Here is a 16,490-nt window from a genome sequence, read left to right on the forward strand (position 1 = left end):
ACCTAGCACCCGCGCAGCGCGCAGGACCGTGCAAGAGCGGGAAGGTCAGGCGGAGACCAGGGCGGTGTACTGCTCAGGGGTGAGCAGGGCCTCGGACGGATCGTCCAGCGACGGCTTGACCTTGATCAGCCAGCCCTCTCCGTAAGGGTCGGAGTTGACCACCTCCGCTGCACCGTCCAGGGCCTCGTTGCGGGTGAGGACCTCGCCGGAGAGCGGGGAGAAGACGTCGCTGACCGACTTGGTGGACTCCAGCTCGCCGATGACCGTGCCGGCCTCGACCTGCTCACCCGCCTCGGGCAGGTCGACGTACACGATGTCGCCCAGCTGGTCCTGGGCGAAGTCGGTGATGCCGATGACGGCCACGCCGTCCTCGAGCCGCACCCACTCGTGCTCCTCGCTGTAGTGCAGGTCTTCAGGGATCACGGGCGCTCCTGGCGTCGGTTGATGGTCGTCATGGCGTCTGTGGCACATCGTCCTCACGGACGTCAGGACGAGCGTACTCGGGTGACTTCACGTCTGCGAGGGCGGTGATCGTGATCTTCTCAACAGCCGTCACCGAAGCCTTGGCGCCGCGCCCGGCGATGCGCTCGACCGTGCCTCCGCGGAAGGAGAGTGCCTCATCGAGCGTCGCCGGATCCCCGATCGCCTCGATGATGTACGGGGCCGTCACCTCGCGCCCGCCCACGCGCACGCTGCTCTCGTCGTCGAGGAAGTACGTCTGGGCGACCACCCGGGCCGAGCTGTTGATCACGATCGCCTCGGCGCCGGCAGCGCGCAGCTCCTCGACGGCATCCAGCAGGACACCGGAGTCGATGGTGCTGTCGGGGTCCTCGATCCGGAGCCGGACGCCCGGGCCCTCCGCGCCGACCGAGCCGGCCAGGATCGCCAGCTGCTCGGCACGCAGCTCGGCCTCACGCGTCGCGGTTTCCGAGCGATCCTGCGAGCTGAGCAGGTCCTCACGGGTCTGCGAGAGGTCCTCGACCTGTCCTGACAGGCGCTCGTTGGCCGCGTCGACGGACTTCAGGAGCTCGACCAGCTCCACGCCACGCATCGCTGAGTACCCGGACGCCTCCTCCTGGTCACGGAGCTGGACGGCGATGGTGAACCCGAGGACGCCCACCAGCAGGGCAACCATCAGCTGACTCCGCAGACGGGAGGAGCCACGCCACCTGGTCGTGCGTTCAGGCATGGAAGATCCTGCGGCGGATGGCCGCTGCGTTGGCGAAGATCCGGATGCCGAGGACGACGATGACCCCGGTGGACAGCTGTGAGCCGACGCCGAGCTGGTCCCCGAGGTAGACCATCGTGGAGGCGATCAGGACGTTGGAGACGAACGAGATGACGAACACGCGGTCGTCGAAGCGCCGCTCCCCCAGCGCCCGAGCACCACCGACGACGGCATCCAGCGCCGCGACGATCGCGATCGGCAGGTAGGGCTGGAGCCAGATCGGCACCTCGGGCTGCAGATAGAGCCCCAGCGCGACGCCGCCCAGCAGGCCCACCACGGGGATCATCGGTCCTCCTCCACGGCCTGGGCATGATCCAAGGACTCAGCACCCCTGGAAGCTGACGGGAGCGCCACGTGGTCCGATGATGACACGCTCGCACGTAGTCCGTCAGTCTGTTCGCGCTCCGCGAGGTAGCGCCCGGCGCCGCCGGCTGCGAGGCGGTCCTGCAACGTCGCCGCGTCGCCGAGCGCCTGGACGCTCACCGGGGACGTGATCGGACGGTAGTTGACCTGGGCCACACCGTCGACCGTCGTGATGGCACTGAGGCTGGTCATGCGCTGCTCCCCGACCGCAATCGCCTCGGCACCGGCGTACCAGAGCTCGTTGACGAGAATGCGCAGGTCAGCGGCCGAGACACGGGAACCTTCCTGCCAGGTCGCCCCGTCCTCGAGCGTGACGACCACACCCGGTCCGGCTGCCGCGTCCTCGCCGCTGACGACGTCCAGCCCGGCGGTGCGATCGCTCCCGGCGATCTCGCCGGCCCCCAGGGCGCGGATCTCCTTCTCCAGCTCCCGCACCGTCTTCTGCCCCTGGGTGAGCTGGTCACGACCGGCGGCGATGTCGGCAATCATGGCGTTGCGTTCCAGTGCCCGCGACGGGCGATCGACCGAGGTCTGCAGTGCCGCCACCGTCACCAGGGTGGCGAAGCAGGCCATCACGAGGCCGACCCAGACCGTGTTGGGCGAACCGTCCTGCTCCGCCTCGCCCGCCCGCACGAGGTAGTAGTCGTCGTCGAGCGCGGAGTCGGTGATCTCCTCGATCAGGCTCTCGGCCGGCCGTCGCGCGTTCACGCCTTGCGGATCCGGTCCGTGGTGGCGAGGAGCCGGCGCACCTGGAAGGCATAGAGGATGCCTCCCCACCAGTACAACGCGACGCCCCAGATGGCGAACGCCCAGCCGAAGACCTGGGCGAGGTTGGCGATGGTGCCTTCACCGTCACCCAGCAGCAGCAGGGGGAAGGCGTACAGAAGTCCGGCCGTGGCAGCCTTGCCGAGGAAGTGAACCGGCAGCGAGCTGTAGCCGCGGGTCCGCAGGAACGGCACCAGGCTGAACAAGAAGACGTCCCGCAGCGGCAGGATGACGGCGAGCCACCACGGAATGATGTCGCGCAGCCCGAGGCCGATGACGACGGCCAGGATGAACAGCCGGTCGGCGACCGGGTCGAGGATCGCGCCGATCTTCGACATCTGGCCGAACGAGCGCGCCAGCTTGCCGTCGAGGTAGTCGGTGATGCCCGAGACGACCAGCACACCCAGGGCCAGCTCGTCGGCCTCGGGCCCGAGGACCAGCCAGAGGAAGACCGGCACGAGCAGGATCCGAACGAAGCTCAGCAGGTTCGGGATCGTGACGATGCGATCGTCGGTCACGGTGATCCTTCCTGTCGCCGGTTCGGTGCCGTCATGCCGAGGCGACACGCCGATCAGCCTAGGACATCGGGCCGACGCGCCGGGCAGTGCCGCGCAGATTGGACACCCTCTTGCACGTGCGGCGGGGGCTGACAGACTGGCCGAGAGACGACACCACTTTCACCACGGGCCCGTCGGGGCCCCACACCGAGGAGGACGCGTGGCTGACTACACCCTGCCCGACCTGCCGTACGACTATGGAGCACTGGACCCACACATCTCGGGCCAGATCATGGAGCTGCACCACAGCAAGCACCACCAGAACTACGTCAACGGACTCAACACCGCGCTCGAGAAGCTCGAGCAGGCACGTGAGGCCAATGACTTCAGCACGGTCAACATGCTGGAGAAGAACCTCGCGTTCAACCTCGGCGGTCACATCAACCACTCGATCTTCTGGAAGAACCTCTCCCCGGACGGCGGCGACAAGCCGACCGGCGAGCTGGCGGCGGCCATCGACGACAACTTCGGCTCCTTCGACGCCTACCGGGCGCAGTTCGAGCAGGTCGCCCTCGGCATCCAGGGCTCAGGCTGGGCGATCACGGCCTGGGACACCCTCGGCCAGAAGCTCGTCATCGTGCAGCTCTACGACCAGCAGAGCAACATCCCGGCGACGCTCATCCCCGTCTCGCAGCTCGACATGTGGGAGCACGCGTTCTACCTGGACTACCTCAACGTCAAGGGCGACTACGTCAAGGCGTTCTGGAACATCGCCAACTGGGCCGACGCGCAGGAGCGCTTCACCGCCGCCACCAGCGGCGGTCAGGTCATCTTCTGAGCTGACGTCTCACACCGACGGCGCCGCTCCCCTCGTGGGAGCGGCGCCGTCGTCGTGTCAGGTCGTAGAGAAAGACGACCACGCCCCCGTCCTCGACGTCGGACGACCCACCGGCTCGCCACCCATTAGGCTGATCGCGATGGACGGTCGCGTGCTGGAGTTGCTCCGAAGTCACGGTTGGACTCCTGGCGGCGTGATCGGTGCAGGCATGGAAGGCGAAGTGGTCGACCTGTCGCCCACCGAGGTCGCCAAGGTCTGGCACAGCCACGTACCTGAGGACCTCGCGTGCCGGATGCGCTTCGGCGCAGCACTCGCGCGATCATCACTTCCATTTCGCGTGTCACGGACACTTGACGTGCTGGAGACTGCCGACCTCGCTATCACCATCGAAGACAAGGTCCCAGGTGAGCCGCTACGCCCCGATGGCGCTCATGACCCACCCGTTGTCAGCGACGAAGAAGCACGCCTCATGGGAGACGCACTGGCAGGGCTGTCCAATGCGAGAGACCCGGAACTGAACGAACTGCCGATCCTCCCCGGCGAAGCCCCATTCACCAACGACGACGGATTCGCCAGCGAGCTGGCCGACCTCGCCCACCGGCGCTTCACCGCCCGCCCGGATCTGCTCCGGCAAGAGATCAGCGACATCGACGACCTGGTTCGGCTGCTCCTGACCAAGCTCCGCGCGCTACCCCAGCCGGATTCCATGAGACTCCTGCACGGTGACTTGATCCCGGCCAACGTCCTGGTCGAGGGCGGCGAGGTCGCCGGCATCGTGGACTTCGGGTTCCTGACGACTCTGGGCGATCCGCGATTCGATGCCGCGATCACCGCAAGCATCTTCGACATGTACGGGGCCAACGCTCGCGAGTCCGAAGAACGTTTGAGTGCAGAGTTCGCCGCCCGATTCGACCATGACCCGCTCCCCTACGCCCTCTACCGAGCCGCCTACGCCATCATCACCAACGCCCACTTCGGCACGGACGGCACGGACGGCACGGACGGCCACTTTCTGTGGTGCGCATCCATGCTTCGCCGTCCCGAGATCGAGGACGCAATCCGTGCTTGAGATCGCCTGGTAGGGATCAGAGCCAGCGCCCGGCCGGCCTATGCCTAGCGGTCGCGGCGGCTCTCGTGCTCGGCCATCGCCTTCAGACGTGCGTTGTAGGCCGCGAGAGCAGCGTCGTCGTCGCGGTCGGCCTGGCGGTCAAGGCGCTTGGCGTCTCGCATGTCGCTGCGGAACCACTGCACGAGCAACGCCAGCATGACGAGTACGAGCGGCACCTCGCCCAGAGCCCAGGAGATGCTGCCTCCCAGGTACTGGTCGGAGAGCAGGTCCGTCGCATAGGGCCGGTCAAGCAGGTCCCAGTAGTCCGGCGCGAGCACCTGGTCGGAGGACATGATCGCGATCGAGAAGAACGCATGGAACGGCAGTGTGATGAGCATCAGCGCGAACCGTGCGATGGGCGGGATGCGGCGCGGAGACGGGTCCACCCCGATCAGGACGTAGTAGAACAGGCAGCCGACCAGCAGGAAGTGCAGCTCCATCGCCGCATGACCCCAGTGGCTGCGCATCAAGTACCCGAACAGCGGCGTGAAGTAGAGCGCATACAGGCTGGCGACGAACATCGCCGGACCCACCACCGGGTGCGTCAGCAGACGCATGAGCCTGCTGTGCAGGAACGACGTCAGCAGCGTGCGTGGCGAGACATCTCCCTCCTGGCGTGGGCCGGGCAACGTGCGCAGGGCCAGGGTCACCGGGGCGCCGAGGACGAGCAGGATGGGCGCCACCATCGCCAGCATCATGTGGGAGACCATGTGGGCGCTGAACATCACGTGCGCGTAGACGCCCAGGCCGCCGAACGTCGCCCAGGCGATGAGCGCCATGCCACTGAACCAGGCAACGCTACGGCCCACCGGCCACGCGACGCCACGGCGTCGCAACGTGAGCAGGCCGCTCACGTACAGAGCCACACCGAGTCCGACGACAGCCAGTCCCACACCGTTGGCCGTGAACCCCCACAGGAAGTCACCGAACGCCGGCTCCGGCGGCATCGGACCTCCCAGCAGCTCCTGGGCAGGCGTCACCAGAATCTCACCCACCGGCGTCGGGGTCCGCGAGAGAGCCACCGCCAACCCGACGGTGGCCGCCATGACCAGCAGCTCGAGGACCGCCACCGGCAGGAACCCGGCCTCACGACGGACCAACCGGCGTCGTTGCACGACGCCGAAGCAGCCGAGCACCACCAGCGCCACGATCTTGGCGAGCACGAGAGTCCCGTAGCCGCTGTCGAACAGCGCGGAGACCGTGCCCAGCCGCACCGAGGCATTCACCGTCCCCGAGATCCCGACGAGCACGAAGGCCCAGACAGCCAGGGTGGAGAATCGTCGCAGGGCGGGCGCGAACCTCTTGGAGCCACGCCAGGCCACCCACCCCAGTGCGGCCAGGCCACCCACCCACAGCGTCACACCGACCAGGTGCAGAAAGAGGCTCACGGCCGCGAGATCATGTGACCCCGCCTGTGCCGAGTGCCCCGTGAAGGCCACCGGGACGAACGAGGCAAGCACGACGCCCAGCAGGACCGCGATCGTGCGCAGCGAGAGCGTCCACCGCAACACGAGAGCGACCATCGCGCCCACCGCCGCCTGGAAGATCAGCACCTGACCGGTGGAGGTGCCGAGCAGCTCGGTGATCAGTGGCAGCGTGAAGGTGCTCAGCGGCCGGGCGAAGGTGTCGGCGACGGTGAACCAGAACAGCACCAGGCTCAGGACCGACCAGGCCCACGCGAACCGTGAAGCCGCCCGCACCGCGTCCACGGCGATGCCCTGCGCTCCGTCGTCGCTCGACGGCATGAGTGCCACGACCGCGAGCAGCAGACCCACGAGCAGGACCACCACCGCCTGCGATGCCAGTGTCACCAGCGGCAGACCCCAGCCGACCAGTGGTCCGGCGTCCGCGATGCCCTGCGGCACCGCCTGCGGTGCGCCGCCACCGACCGCGAGGGCCATGACGAGCGCCGCAGCGGCGAGCAGGAAGGTCGCGAACGCGGTACGGACGGCTGCTGTCACGGGCTCCGCCTGCGCAGGAGAGGCAGCAGGATGAGCGCCACGGCCACCACACCGACGAGCCCGCCCCACAGGAGGTGCTCGCGATGACGGTGCACGAAGCTCTCGTCCTGCCCGGTGGTCTCCGGGGCGTTCGACTGCTCGGGGCTCTCACCCTCGGTGGTGGTGACCACGACTTGTCCGGTGACCGGATGGCCGTCAGCGGAGACCACACGGTAGGCGATGACGTGCTCGCCGCGAAGCGTCGACGCATCGACCGTCGCGGTGACCTCCCGGTCGAGGACGGAGACGTCCTCGACCGGGATCGTGGAGCCGTCCGGTGCGGTGACCGCGACCTCGCTGGAGGCCCCGACCGGTTCGTTGAACTCCAGAGTCACCTGCTCCGGCAGTGCCGGCAGCCTCGCACCGTCCTCGGGGTCGGACCCGATGAGCGCCGCGTGCGCGGCCGCCGGCCCCAGCGTGCCGATCAGCAGGCCACCGACGGTGAGGCACCCCACCAGGAGGGTCACGAGACCGGTCCGACGACTACGCACGGCGTCGATTCTGTCGCAGTGCGGCAACCAGGGCGCCGGCAGCCAGCAGGACGGCCGCCAGGCCGAGGCCCCGTGCGAGGGTGTCAGAGGAGTCCTCCGTCTCGGCAGCGGCCTGGTCCACCCCCTCGGCCCCGTCGCCGTGGCCGTCCTCGCCGGCTGGCGCGAGCGGCAGGAGGGGTGCGGGCTTCTCCGGCTCCTCATCACCCGTGGCCTCCTCGGCCCAGTCGACGACCTCGCCGTCGTCGTAGGCCTGAGCGGCTCCGAAGCTGATCTCCTCGGCTGCTGGGAACGGACCGCCGGAGAGCGAGAACTCGTCGAACTCCCCCGGGGCGATGCCGTCGCCGGTGGCCGTCCACGTGACGGTGCGCGGCGCCTCGGTGAGGATCACGTCGCCGTTCTCCACGGGTTCGGGAAGCTCGGCCGTCTCGATCTCCACGTCCCACCCGGGTTTGGTCCCCGCGGTCAGGTGGGCGAAGGGAGTGTCTTCCGGCAGCGTGATCGTGAGCTTGTCGGTGGCTGCGGTGTCGGACTCGTTGGGCACCCGGAAGACGAGCTTGCCGTAGCCCTCCTGCGCGGCATCGGGCGACGACACCGTGACGTGGGCCGTGGCGGGCACGGCAGCGAGGACGAGCGCGGTGGACAGGGTGAGCGCGCCGAGGCGCGCGGGCATGCGTGACATGGATTTCCTTGCTGTGGTCTGGCGGAAGTGGTGATGGGCGGGCGCTCAGGCGCCCGCCGGCGGGGCACGCCCGCCCACTCCCGTGACCAGGGCCGTCAGCCGGGGGAACCACGGCTCGCTCGCGGCCACCACGACGCGTGGACGTGGCACGACGACTCGCCGTCGGGGCATGGCCCGGCGCACCAGGAGGTCCAACGCGTCGACGACGCGCCACCACGCGCCCTCGCCGTGTCGCAGCACGCCGAGGCTGGCGACCGTAGCCAGCACGTGCGCGAGCAGCATGGCCGATCCGTCGCCCGTGGTGTGGCCCGCCAGAGCGTGCGATGCCAGCTGTCCCAGCAGGAGCAGCCCGAGCATCTGACCGGTCTCGAGCCGCCGTGCCGTCACCAGGAGAGCGACAGGAAGCACCCCGAGGACCAGCAGCAGGGCCGCCCACGCGGCGACGTCCCCACCGGCCAACAGGTGGGCCGCGGTCCCGCACAGGGCGACGACGACACTGGCTGCCGTCGCACGCAGGATCCGACCCTCGATCATGCCCGCAGCATAGGCCCGCACCATGACCGTCGCGGAGCGGGGGCGGCCGCTACGGTTGCCCCATGGCCGACACCGGACTGACGTCTTCGATCATCACGCTGGACGAGGAGTGGGGGGCGCACAACTACCACCCACTGCCCGTCGTCATCGCCGAGGCCGAGGGCGCCTGGGTCACCGACGTCGAGGGGCAGCGCTACCTCGACTTCCTGTCGGGCTACTCCGCGCTGAACTTCGGGCACCGTCACCCGGCGCTCATCAAGGCCGCGCACGAGCAGCTCGACCGGTTGACGCTCACCTCCCGTGCCTTCCACAACGACCAGTTCGGGGCGTTCTGTCATGAGCTGGCCGAGCTGACCGGCACCGAGATGGTCCTGACCATGAACACCGGGGCCGAGGCCGTGGAGTCGGCCATCAAGGTGGCCCGCAAGTGGGCCTACCAGGTCAAGGGCGTCGAGTTCGACTCCGCCGAGATCATCGTGGCCTCGGGCAACTTCCACGGGCGCACCACCACGATCGTCTCCTTCTCCGACGACCCGGTCGCCCACGACAACTACGGCCCCTTCACGCCCGGGTTCGTCACCGTCCCCTACGGCGACGCGCAAGCGGTGCGCGAGGCCATCGGTCCCAACACCGCCGCGGTCCTGATGGAGCCGATCCAGGGCGAGGCCGGGGTCGTCGTCCCGCCCGAGGGCTTCTGGGCCGACGTTCGCTCCGCCTGCGACGAGAACGACGTCCTGCTGATCAGCGACGAGATCCAGGCCGGCCTGGCACGCACCGGTGAGCTCTTCGCCCTGGACCACGAAGGTGTCCGGGCAGACCTCTACACGTTGGGCAAGGCTCTCGGTGGGGGCATCGTTCCGGTCTCGGCCGTCGTCGGCCGCTCCGACGTCCTCGGGGTGCTCAAGCCCGGCAGCCATGGCTCGACCTTCGGCGGGTACCCGGTGGCGTGCGCGGTCGGGCGGGCGGTCATCGGCCTGCTGCGCAGCGGTGAGTTCCAGCAGCGGTCCGCCGAGCTGGGTGAGCACCTGCACCAGCGCCTGGACGACCTCGTCGGCAACGGTGTCGCAGCCGTCCGGGGGCGTGGTCTGTGGGCCGGTGTCGACATCGACCCCATCGCCAAGACCGGGCGTGAGGTCTCCATGGCCCTGCGGGACCAGGGTGTGCTGTGCAAGGAGACGCACCACCGCACGTTGCGGATGGCGCCGCCACTGGTGATCTCCCGCGAGGAGATCGACCACGCCGTCGACGCCCTGGGCGTCGCGCTGAAGGCCTGAGGCGATGCTGGAGGTCCTCGGCATCGTCGCCGCGGCGCTGGCGTTGGCCGTCGTCGTCGTGCTCCTGGTGGGCGTCGTGCGGGTTCGGCGCATGCGCGCCCGTCACCGGACGCGGCTGGCCACCATCTCCCCCACCCACTCCGGCCCTGCCGCGATCTTCGGGCTGGCCTCCGACGGGAAGAACCAGACGCGGGGCATCGGCACCCTGGCGATGTCCGACACGCGGCTCCTGTTCGTCCAGCTCGTCCCCGACCGCGAGATCGAGGTGCCCCGGGAGGACATCACGTCCGTGCAGCGCAGTCGGCAGTTCATGGGCAGCACGGCCACCCGCGACCTGATCATCGTGACGTGGGAACGTCAGGGCATGGGTGACGCAGCGGCGTTCTCGGCCGACGACCTCGAAGGCTGGCTGTCCCGCCTCGACCAGTGACGCCGCCCTCCGGCCGTGCCACGGAACGAAGCATGGTGCCGCTCCTGTCACCGGTGTGGTTGTCTGGGGACCCGCGTCCGGCGAAAGAGGTCAGTCATGACGTCCGCAGACCTTCCATGGAAGCAACCACTGAGCTGGTTGTGGTCGATGCTCGTCGGCGGCCTGGCCGTCCAGGTGGTGGGCTGCATCATCGCGTTCGCCAACCTCCCTCGGACGAAGCTCGATCCGACCGGCCCGATCCAGACCGCGGGTGACCCGACGCTGATCCTGGCGGGCGTCCTCGGTCTGGGGCTCGGCGGTGTCCTCTCGCTGATCGCGGTGATCGGCTTCGGGGTGCTGCTCGGGTTGCGAGCCCATGCCTCGGACTGAGCCCAGAGGCCCAGGGCACTCAGGGGCGTGGGTCGTCCCGGCGGCCCCGTAGCTGCCAGCAGGCCACCGCCGCCGAGGCCGCGACGTTGAGCGAGTCGACCCGCTCTGCCATCGGGATCGTGACCCGCACGTCGCACTCGCGCTGCCAGTGCTCGCTGATGCCGTGCCCCTCCGAACCAAGCACGACCGCGAGACGGTCCACGTCCCGGTCCACGGCATCCAGGGGTACGGCGTCGTCGGCCAACGTCATGGCGTAGGTGGTGAACCCGGCGTCTCTCAGCAGGGCCGGCCCGCCATACCAGTGGTCGATGCGCGCGTACGGGAGGGCGAACACCGTCCCCATGGAGACCTTGATGGCCCGCCGGTAGAGCGGATCGGCGCACCGTGGCGAGAGCAGCACAGCATCGAACCCGAAGGCCGCGACACTGCGGAAGACCGCTCCGACGTTCGTGTGGTCACTCAGGTCCTCCAACACCGCCACCCGGCGCGCCCGGTGCAACACCTCCACCGCCGACAGCAGGTCGGGCCGCTCCAGCGCGGCGAGCGCCCCGCGGTGGACGTGGAAGCCCGTGAGCTGCTCGATCGACGCCTCGTCCATGACGAAGCACGGCGCGTCCTGCTCGGCCATCACGTCGGCGAGGGACTCCACCCACCGCGGGGCCATCAGGAACGACCGCGGACGGTGACCGGCCTGCAGCGCACGGCGGACCACCTTCTCGCCCTCGGCCAGAAAGATGCCGCGCTCACCCTCGACGGCCTGCCGCAGCTGGACGTCCCGCAGGTCGACGTAGTCTCGCAGCCTCGGATCAGCCAGGTCGTCGACAGATGTCATCTCGGCCATGCCGACAGCGTAGGGGCCGGTTAGCGTAGGTGGCATGACTCTCGACCGACCTGTCACACCCGACCCGTACCCGCTCCTGCCCGCGGTGCCGTCGTTCGACGTCACCAGCACCGATGTCACCGACGGGCGGCCCCTCGACGACGCCCAGGTCAATGCCGGCGGCGACACCTCGCCCCAGCTGTCCTGGTCCGGCGCGCCCGAGGGGACACAGTCCTACGTCGTCACCTGCTTCGACCCCGATGCCCCCACCGTCTCCGGCTTCTGGCACTGGGTGGCCGTCGACCTGCCGGCCGACGTGACGTCGCTCGAGGCCGGTGCTGGCGCAGACGACGACGCGCTGCCCGCCGGAGCCTTCCACGTCCGCAACGACGGCGGCGGCAAGGGCTTCATGGGAGCCGCACCACCGCCGGGGGACCAGGTGCACCGCTACTACTTCGTCGTGCATGCGGTCTCCGAACCGACGCTCGGGGTCGACGGTGACGTCTCCCCTGCGGTCGTCGGCTTCAACCTGGCCTTCAAGACGCTGGGGCGCGCGATCCTGCACGGCACCTACCAGCACTGAGCATCACGCCAGCACTGAGCACCATGGCCTGAGCGGCGCGGAGCCGTCAGGCGCTCAACGGTGCTCCACCAGCTCGTCGAGGGGCCTGGGCTCGGCCCAGCGCTCCTCGACGAGCATCGGCTTGTCGTAGAACCGCTCCACAGGTCCCAAGCACAGGACGGCCAGTGGCTCCGAACCCTCCGGGAGCGCCAGGAGCTCGGCCAGCGCCCGGGGCTCGAACATCGAGACCCAGCCCATCCCGAGGTTCTCCGACCGCGCCGCGAGCCACAGGTTCTGGATGGCGCAGGCCACCGAGGCCACGTCCATGTGCGGCATCGTGCGCCGCCCGAAGACGTGCCGGTCGCGGTCCGGCCCCAGTGAGACGACCAGCAGCTCGGCGCACTCGCCGATCCCTTCGACCTTGAGCCGCAGGAACTCCGCGGCCCGCTCCCCCAGCTCCTCGGCCGTGCGGTCACGCTCGATCGCCACCAGGTCGGCGATGCCCTGCCGCACGTGCGGGTCCTGGACTCGCAGGAACCGCCACGGCTGCATGAGACCAACGCTCGGCGCGGCATGTGCCGCCTCCAGGATGCGTCGCAGCACACCGGGATCCACCGCGCCACCGCTGAAGTGCCGCATGTCGCGACGCTCGGCGATGACCCGGTAGACCGCCCGGCGCTCAGCCTCCGAGAAGCGCTGAGTCACGGAGCCGACGGCGTATCGCCCTTGTCTCCCTTGTCTGCCTTGTCGCCCTTGCGGCGGCCGCCGGGGCCCTCGGCGTCCTTGGCGGCCTCCAGGGCCGCCTCGACGGCCTCCTGGGTGGACGCCATGTCCGGAGCGTCCTCGACGACCGGTTCCTCCAGGTCGATGCGCTTCTTGCTGCCGCCGCCGTCGACCGGAACGGTTCCGACCGTGCCGCCCAAGGTGCCCAGTGCCTTGGTGAGCTCGGCCGGGACGATCCATGTCGAGGCGTTCTCACCCTCGGCGATTTTGGGCAGCATCTGCAGGTACTGGTAGGACAGCAGCTTCTGGTCAGGGTTGCCGTCGTGGATGGCCTGGAACACCGTCTGGATGGCCTGACCCTCACCCTGGGCTCGAAGGATCGCGGCCTGGCGCTCGGCCTGGGCTCCCAGGATCTCCGCCTGCTTCTGGCCCTCCGCCGTCAGGATGTCCGCCTGCTTGGAGCCCTCGGCCGAGAGGATCGCCGACTGGCGCTCACCCTCGGCGGTCAGGATCGCCGCACGCTTGTCACGCTCGGCGCGCATCTGCTTCTCCATGGCGTCGGAGATGGACGGCGGCGGGTCGATGCCCTTGAGCTCCACACGGTTGACGCGGATGCCCCACTTACCGGTGGCGCCGTCCAGCTCACCACGCAGACCGGTGTTGATCTGGTCGCGGCTGGTGAGGGCGTGCTCGAGGGACATGCCACCGATGATGTTTCGCAGCGTCGTCATGGTGAGCTGCTCGATCGCCTGGATGTAGTGGGCGATCTCGTAGGTGGCGGCGACGGGGTCGGTCACCTGGAAGTAGATGACGGTGTCGATCGAGACCGTCAGGTTGTCCTCGGTGATGACCGGCTGGGGCGGGAAGGAGACCACCTGCTCGCGCAGGTCGATCATGTAGCGCACCTTGTCGATGAACGGCATCACGATGTTGAGGCCGGCCGGCAGCGTGGCGCGGTACTTCCCGAACCGCTCGACGATGCCTGCGCGTGCCTGCGGGACGATCTTGATGGTCATCGTGACGACGACGATCGCGAGGATCGCCAGTAGCACGAGGACCACGGTCAGGGCAGTAGCCATCGGGGCTCCTTGGGTTGTGGGGCTTGCATGAGGTGGGTCGGTCTCCGGGCGTCCCGGTGGCGCATCGGCGTCGGCCCGTTCACCGTGAGCTGACGACTGCGGTAGCCCCGTCGATCCGGGTGACGACGACCTCGGCACCCACGACCAGCGGCTCGGACGACTCGGTCCGCGCGGACCAGATCTCCCCGGCCAGCTCGACGCGGCCGCCGAAGGAGTCGACCGGCTCGGCCACGACGGCAGTTCGACCCACCAGTGCGTGATGGCCCGTGGTCAGCGTCGGGCCCTGGTGCAGCCGCGAGACCATCGGTGGTCGGGCGAAGTACAACAGTCCCAGTGCCACCACTCCGAAGACCAGCAGGGCGAGCCACAGCGGGCCGCCCAGACCGCTCACCACCGCCGCGGACAGGGCCGCGAGCGCGAACATCAGGAACACGAGGTCGAGACTCAGCATCTCGACGATCGCGAGGAGCACGGCGATCCCGATCCAGACGACCCAGACGTTCTCGGCCATCCACTCGATCATCGTTCGCCCTCCTGTGAGGTCCTGTCGGCGGTTCGAAGCGCCTGTGCTCGGGGCAACACGGTATCAGCGCAGGCTCAACGCGCTCGGTGACCGAAGGCAGCCCTGCGGGCGGTGTAGCGGCCGCCGACCTGCTCGAGCTCCAGGCGCATGCCGAAGGTCCTGCCGAGTGTGAGCGCCGTGAGCGTCTCCTCGATCGGACCGGCGGCCACCACCTGGCCCTCGCGCAGCATCAGGACGTGCGTGAAGCCCTCGGGGATCTCCTCCACGTGGTGGGACACCATGACCAGCACGGGCGCGCCGGGCGCGGTGGACAGGACGTCCAGGCTCATCAGGAGGTCCTCGCGGGCACCGAGGTCCAGCCCCGCCCCTGGCTCGTCGAGCAGCAGGAGCTCTGGGTCCGTCATGAGGGCGCGGGCGATGAGGGTCCGCTTGCGCTCGCCCTCCGACAGCGTGCCGAAGGTGCGGTGCGTCAGGGTGCTGATCCCCAGCTCCCCCATGATCTGGTGGGCCCGCTCGAGGTCGTGGGCGTCGTACTTCTCGCGCCAACGCCCGGTGACGGCGTGCGCGGCCGAGACGATGGCGTCCACAACCGTCTCCCCCGGCGGGATGCGCTCGGCGATCGAGGTCCCGCTGTGCCCGATGCGCGTGCGCAGGTCGAAGACCTCCACCGCGCCGAGGCGATCACCGAGGATCGTGGCCGTTCCGGTCGTGGGGTACATCTGTGCGCCGACGATCTGCATGAGCGTGCTCTTGCCGGCTCCGTTGGCCCCCAGGACCACCCATCGCTCGGACTCGTCCACGGTCCACGTGAGGTTCTGCAGCAGCGCCTTGCCGGGACGCAGGACGGTCACCGAGTCGAGCTCGATCACTGCCGCCATGCGTCCTCCGTCCGGAACTGCCCCGTGCGGGTCAAACGTATCGTGGCGGGGGTGAGGCACGAGCGCCGCCCGGACGATAGCCTCAGGCTCGATGACCGAGCACGTGCCAGCCCTGCAGCTCACCTCACCCACCGTCCTGGTGACCCTCACGGGTCCGGACCACAGCGGCGTCTCCACACGCCTGTTCGAGGTGCTCTCGAGCGTCGACGTCGAGGTGGTCGACGTCGAGCAGCTCGTCGTGCGTGGCCGCCTCGTGCTCAGCGTGCTCGCCACCGAGCCCGAGGACCTGGACCCCCTCGCCACCGCGGTGCGCCAAGCCGCCGCGGAGCTGGGCCTGGACGTGGAGATCGAGCGCGGCGCCGGTGACAACCGACCGCGCCGCGTGGGGCGCAGCCAGGTGACCGTGCTCGGGCACCCGTTGCGCCCGGCCGCGATGGCGGCCCTCACCGCCCGGATCAAGGCCGCCGACGGCAACATCGACCGCATCCTGCGGCTCGCCCGGTACCCGGTCACCGCCTTGCGCCTGGAGGTCTCCGGCGCTGACCCGGACGTCCTGCAGTCCGACCTTGCGCAGGCCGCCTTCGAGCACGGCATCGACGTCGCCGTCGAGGAGCGCGGCATCCTGCGGCACGCCCAACGTCTGGTCGTCATGGACGTCGACTCCACGCTCATCCAGGGCGAGGTGATCGAGATGCTGGCCGAGCACGCCGGGTGCGCGCAGGAGGTCGCCTCCGTCACCGAGGCCGCGATGCGCGGCGAGCTGGACTTCGAGCAGTCCCTGCGTCAGCGGGTCGCCAGGCTGCAGGGTGTCCCGGTGGCAGCCCTCGACGAGGTCTACGAGAACCTCGTCTACACGCCCGGCGCCCGCACCATGATCCGCACCCTGAAACGGCTCGGGTTCCGGTTCGCCCTCGTCAGCGGTGGCTTCACCCACATCATCGAGCGGATCGCCCGTGACTTCGGGATCGACTACCACGCTGCCAACGAGCTCGAGATCGTCGACGGACGGCTGACCGGCGAGGTCGTCGGACCGGTGGTGGACCGGGCCGGCAAGGCCGAGGCGCTGCGTCGTTTCGCCGCCGCGGCCCGCATCGGCATCAAGAACACCATCGCGGTCGGCGACGGCGCGAACGACCTCGACATGCTCGCCGCGGCGGGTCTGGGGATCGCCTTCAATGCCAAGCCGGCGGTCCGGGGACAGGCTCGTACCTCGGTCAACTCGCCCTACCTCGACTCGATCGTCTACTTCCTCGGGATCACGCGCGAGGAGATCGAGGCAGCCGACGCCGACGACTGACCCAGCGGATCGTGACCTCTCCGGCAGGCCCG

General features: G+C 69.3%; 21 protein-coding genes. 7 read left to right on the forward strand and 14 right to left on the reverse strand.

Features of this window, described 5'->3' with window-relative positions; translation table 11 throughout:
- Positions 1–45: 45 nt before the first annotated feature.
- From gcvH to ACEVFP_RS09790, 5 genes are read right to left on the reverse strand one after another with little or no spacing between them, the layout of a single operon-like run.
- Entirely contained in the window at positions 46–423 is a 378-nt protein-coding gene (gcvH, locus tag ACEVFP_RS09770; protein ID WP_375003666.1) for a glycine cleavage system protein GcvH, read from the reverse strand.
- Between the two features lie 28 nt (positions 424–451).
- Positions 452–1,189, reverse strand: a complete 738-nt coding sequence (locus tag ACEVFP_RS09775) for a DUF881 domain-containing protein (protein WP_375003667.1) — start codon at positions 1,187–1,189, stop codon at positions 452–454.
- Entirely contained in the window at positions 1,182–1,514 is a 333-nt protein-coding gene (locus ACEVFP_RS09780) for a small basic family protein (RefSeq protein WP_375003668.1), read from the reverse strand. Before ACEVFP_RS09780 ends, ACEVFP_RS09775 begins: the two co-directional genes overlap by 8 nt.
- Positions 1,511–2,299 carry a DUF881 domain-containing protein gene (locus tag ACEVFP_RS09785; RefSeq protein WP_375003670.1) on the reverse strand — a complete coding sequence of 263 codons (789 nt, stop codon included), beginning with the start codon at positions 2,297–2,299 and terminating at the stop codon, positions 1,511–1,513. The genes ACEVFP_RS09780 and ACEVFP_RS09785 overlap by 4 nt, the downstream gene beginning before the upstream one ends.
- Positions 2,296–2,874: a CDP-alcohol phosphatidyltransferase family protein gene (locus ACEVFP_RS09790; RefSeq protein WP_375003671.1), complete on the reverse strand. Its 579-nt coding sequence runs from the start codon at positions 2,872–2,874 to the stop codon at positions 2,296–2,298. The genes ACEVFP_RS09785 and ACEVFP_RS09790 overlap by 4 nt, the downstream gene beginning before the upstream one ends.
- Positions 2,875–3,073: 199 nt before the next feature.
- Between ACEVFP_RS09790 and ACEVFP_RS09795 the strand changes: the two genes are divergently transcribed.
- On the forward strand, positions 3,074–3,691 hold the full coding sequence (locus ACEVFP_RS09795) for a superoxide dismutase (protein WP_375003672.1): 618 nt from the start codon (positions 3,074–3,076) through the stop codon (positions 3,689–3,691).
- A gap of 139 nt (positions 3,692–3,830) precedes the next feature.
- Positions 3,831–4,760 (forward strand): phosphotransferase family protein, encoded by a 930-nt coding sequence (locus ACEVFP_RS09800; protein ID WP_375003673.1) that lies wholly within the window; start codon positions 3,831–3,833, stop codon positions 4,758–4,760.
- A gap of 44 nt (positions 4,761–4,804) precedes the next feature.
- On the opposite strand, the gene ACEVFP_RS09805 is transcribed toward ACEVFP_RS09800, so the two are convergent.
- Genes ACEVFP_RS09805 through ACEVFP_RS09820 form a run of 4 tightly spaced genes read right to left on the reverse strand, consistent with a single transcriptional unit; the run spans position 4,805 to position 8,503 of the window.
- Positions 4,805–6,760 (reverse strand): cytochrome c oxidase assembly protein, encoded by a 1,956-nt coding sequence (locus ACEVFP_RS09805; protein ID WP_375003674.1) that lies wholly within the window; start codon positions 6,758–6,760, stop codon positions 4,805–4,807.
- Positions 6,757–7,290 (reverse strand): copper resistance protein CopC, encoded by a 534-nt coding sequence (locus ACEVFP_RS09810; protein ID WP_375003675.1) that lies wholly within the window; start codon positions 7,288–7,290, stop codon positions 6,757–6,759. The genes ACEVFP_RS09805 and ACEVFP_RS09810 overlap by 4 nt, the downstream gene beginning before the upstream one ends.
- Positions 7,283–7,969: a YcnI family protein gene (locus tag ACEVFP_RS09815; RefSeq protein ID WP_375003677.1), complete on the reverse strand. Its 687-nt coding sequence runs from the start codon at positions 7,967–7,969 to the stop codon at positions 7,283–7,285. The genes ACEVFP_RS09810 and ACEVFP_RS09815 overlap by 8 nt, the downstream gene beginning before the upstream one ends.
- Before the next feature lie 45 nt (positions 7,970–8,014).
- The gene (locus tag ACEVFP_RS09820; protein ID WP_375003678.1) at positions 8,015–8,503 is read right to left on the reverse strand and encodes a hypothetical protein; all 489 of its coding nucleotides are present in this window, start codon (positions 8,501–8,503) and stop codon (positions 8,015–8,017) included.
- Between the two features lie 62 nt (positions 8,504–8,565).
- Between ACEVFP_RS09820 and rocD the strand changes: the two genes are divergently transcribed.
- The 3 genes from rocD (at position 8,566) to ACEVFP_RS09835 (ending at position 10,576) form a co-directional block, all read left to right on the forward strand.
- The gene (gene rocD, locus ACEVFP_RS09825; protein ID WP_375003679.1) at positions 8,566–9,777 is read left to right on the forward strand and encodes an ornithine--oxo-acid transaminase; all 1,212 of its coding nucleotides are present in this window, start codon (positions 8,566–8,568) and stop codon (positions 9,775–9,777) included.
- A gap of 4 nt (positions 9,778–9,781) precedes the next feature.
- Positions 9,782–10,207, forward strand: a complete 426-nt coding sequence (locus ACEVFP_RS09830) for a hypothetical protein (protein WP_375003680.1) — start codon at positions 9,782–9,784, stop codon at positions 10,205–10,207.
- A gap of 96 nt (positions 10,208–10,303) precedes the next feature.
- On the forward strand, positions 10,304–10,576 hold the full coding sequence (locus ACEVFP_RS09835) for a hypothetical protein (protein ID WP_375003681.1): 273 nt from the start codon (positions 10,304–10,306) through the stop codon (positions 10,574–10,576).
- Between the two features lie 19 nt (positions 10,577–10,595).
- Here the strand turns inward: ACEVFP_RS09835 and ACEVFP_RS09840 are convergent, their stop codons facing one another.
- Positions 10,596–11,417 (reverse strand): TrmH family RNA methyltransferase, encoded by an 822-nt coding sequence (locus ACEVFP_RS09840; protein ID WP_375003682.1) that lies wholly within the window; start codon positions 11,415–11,417, stop codon positions 10,596–10,598.
- A 34-nt stretch (positions 11,418–11,451) separates the two neighbouring features.
- On the opposite strand from ACEVFP_RS09840, the gene ACEVFP_RS09845 reads away from it, so the two are divergent.
- Positions 11,452–11,979, forward strand: coding sequence for a YbhB/YbcL family Raf kinase inhibitor-like protein (locus ACEVFP_RS09845; protein WP_375003683.1), 528 nt, complete (start codon positions 11,452–11,454; stop codon positions 11,977–11,979).
- A gap of 54 nt (positions 11,980–12,033) precedes the next feature.
- Here ACEVFP_RS09845 and bluB read toward each other — a convergent pair whose 3' ends face one another.
- The 4 genes from bluB to ACEVFP_RS09865 all read right to left on the reverse strand — a co-directional run bounded on the left by bluB (position 12,034) and on the right by ACEVFP_RS09865 (position 15,161).
- Positions 12,034–12,663 carry a 5,6-dimethylbenzimidazole synthase gene (bluB, locus tag ACEVFP_RS09850; protein WP_375003684.1) on the reverse strand — a complete coding sequence of 210 codons (630 nt, stop codon included), beginning with the start codon at positions 12,661–12,663 and terminating at the stop codon, positions 12,034–12,036.
- The gene (locus tag ACEVFP_RS09855) at positions 12,660–13,760 is read right to left on the reverse strand and encodes an SPFH domain-containing protein (protein WP_375003685.1); all 1,101 of its coding nucleotides are present in this window, start codon (positions 13,758–13,760) and stop codon (positions 12,660–12,662) included. The genes bluB and ACEVFP_RS09855 overlap by 4 nt, the downstream gene beginning before the upstream one ends.
- A 79-nt stretch (positions 13,761–13,839) precedes the next feature.
- Positions 13,840–14,283 (reverse strand): NfeD family protein, encoded by a 444-nt coding sequence (locus ACEVFP_RS09860; protein ID WP_375003686.1) that lies wholly within the window; start codon positions 14,281–14,283, stop codon positions 13,840–13,842.
- 74 nt (positions 14,284–14,357) lie between these two features.
- Entirely contained in the window at positions 14,358–15,161 is an 804-nt protein-coding gene (locus ACEVFP_RS09865; RefSeq protein WP_375003687.1) for an ABC transporter ATP-binding protein, read from the reverse strand.
- Positions 15,162–15,252: 91 nt separating this feature from the next.
- Here ACEVFP_RS09865 and serB point away from each other — a divergent pair, with 91 nt between their 5' ends.
- Positions 15,253–16,458 (forward strand): phosphoserine phosphatase SerB, encoded by a 1,206-nt coding sequence (gene serB / locus ACEVFP_RS09870; protein ID WP_375003689.1) that lies wholly within the window; start codon positions 15,253–15,255, stop codon positions 16,456–16,458.
- Positions 16,459–16,490: the final 32 nt, after the last annotated feature.

The organism is Aeromicrobium sp. CTD01-1L150 (assembly GCF_041951745.1).
GTDB lineage: Bacteria > Actinomycetota > Actinomycetes > Propionibacteriales > Nocardioidaceae > Aeromicrobium.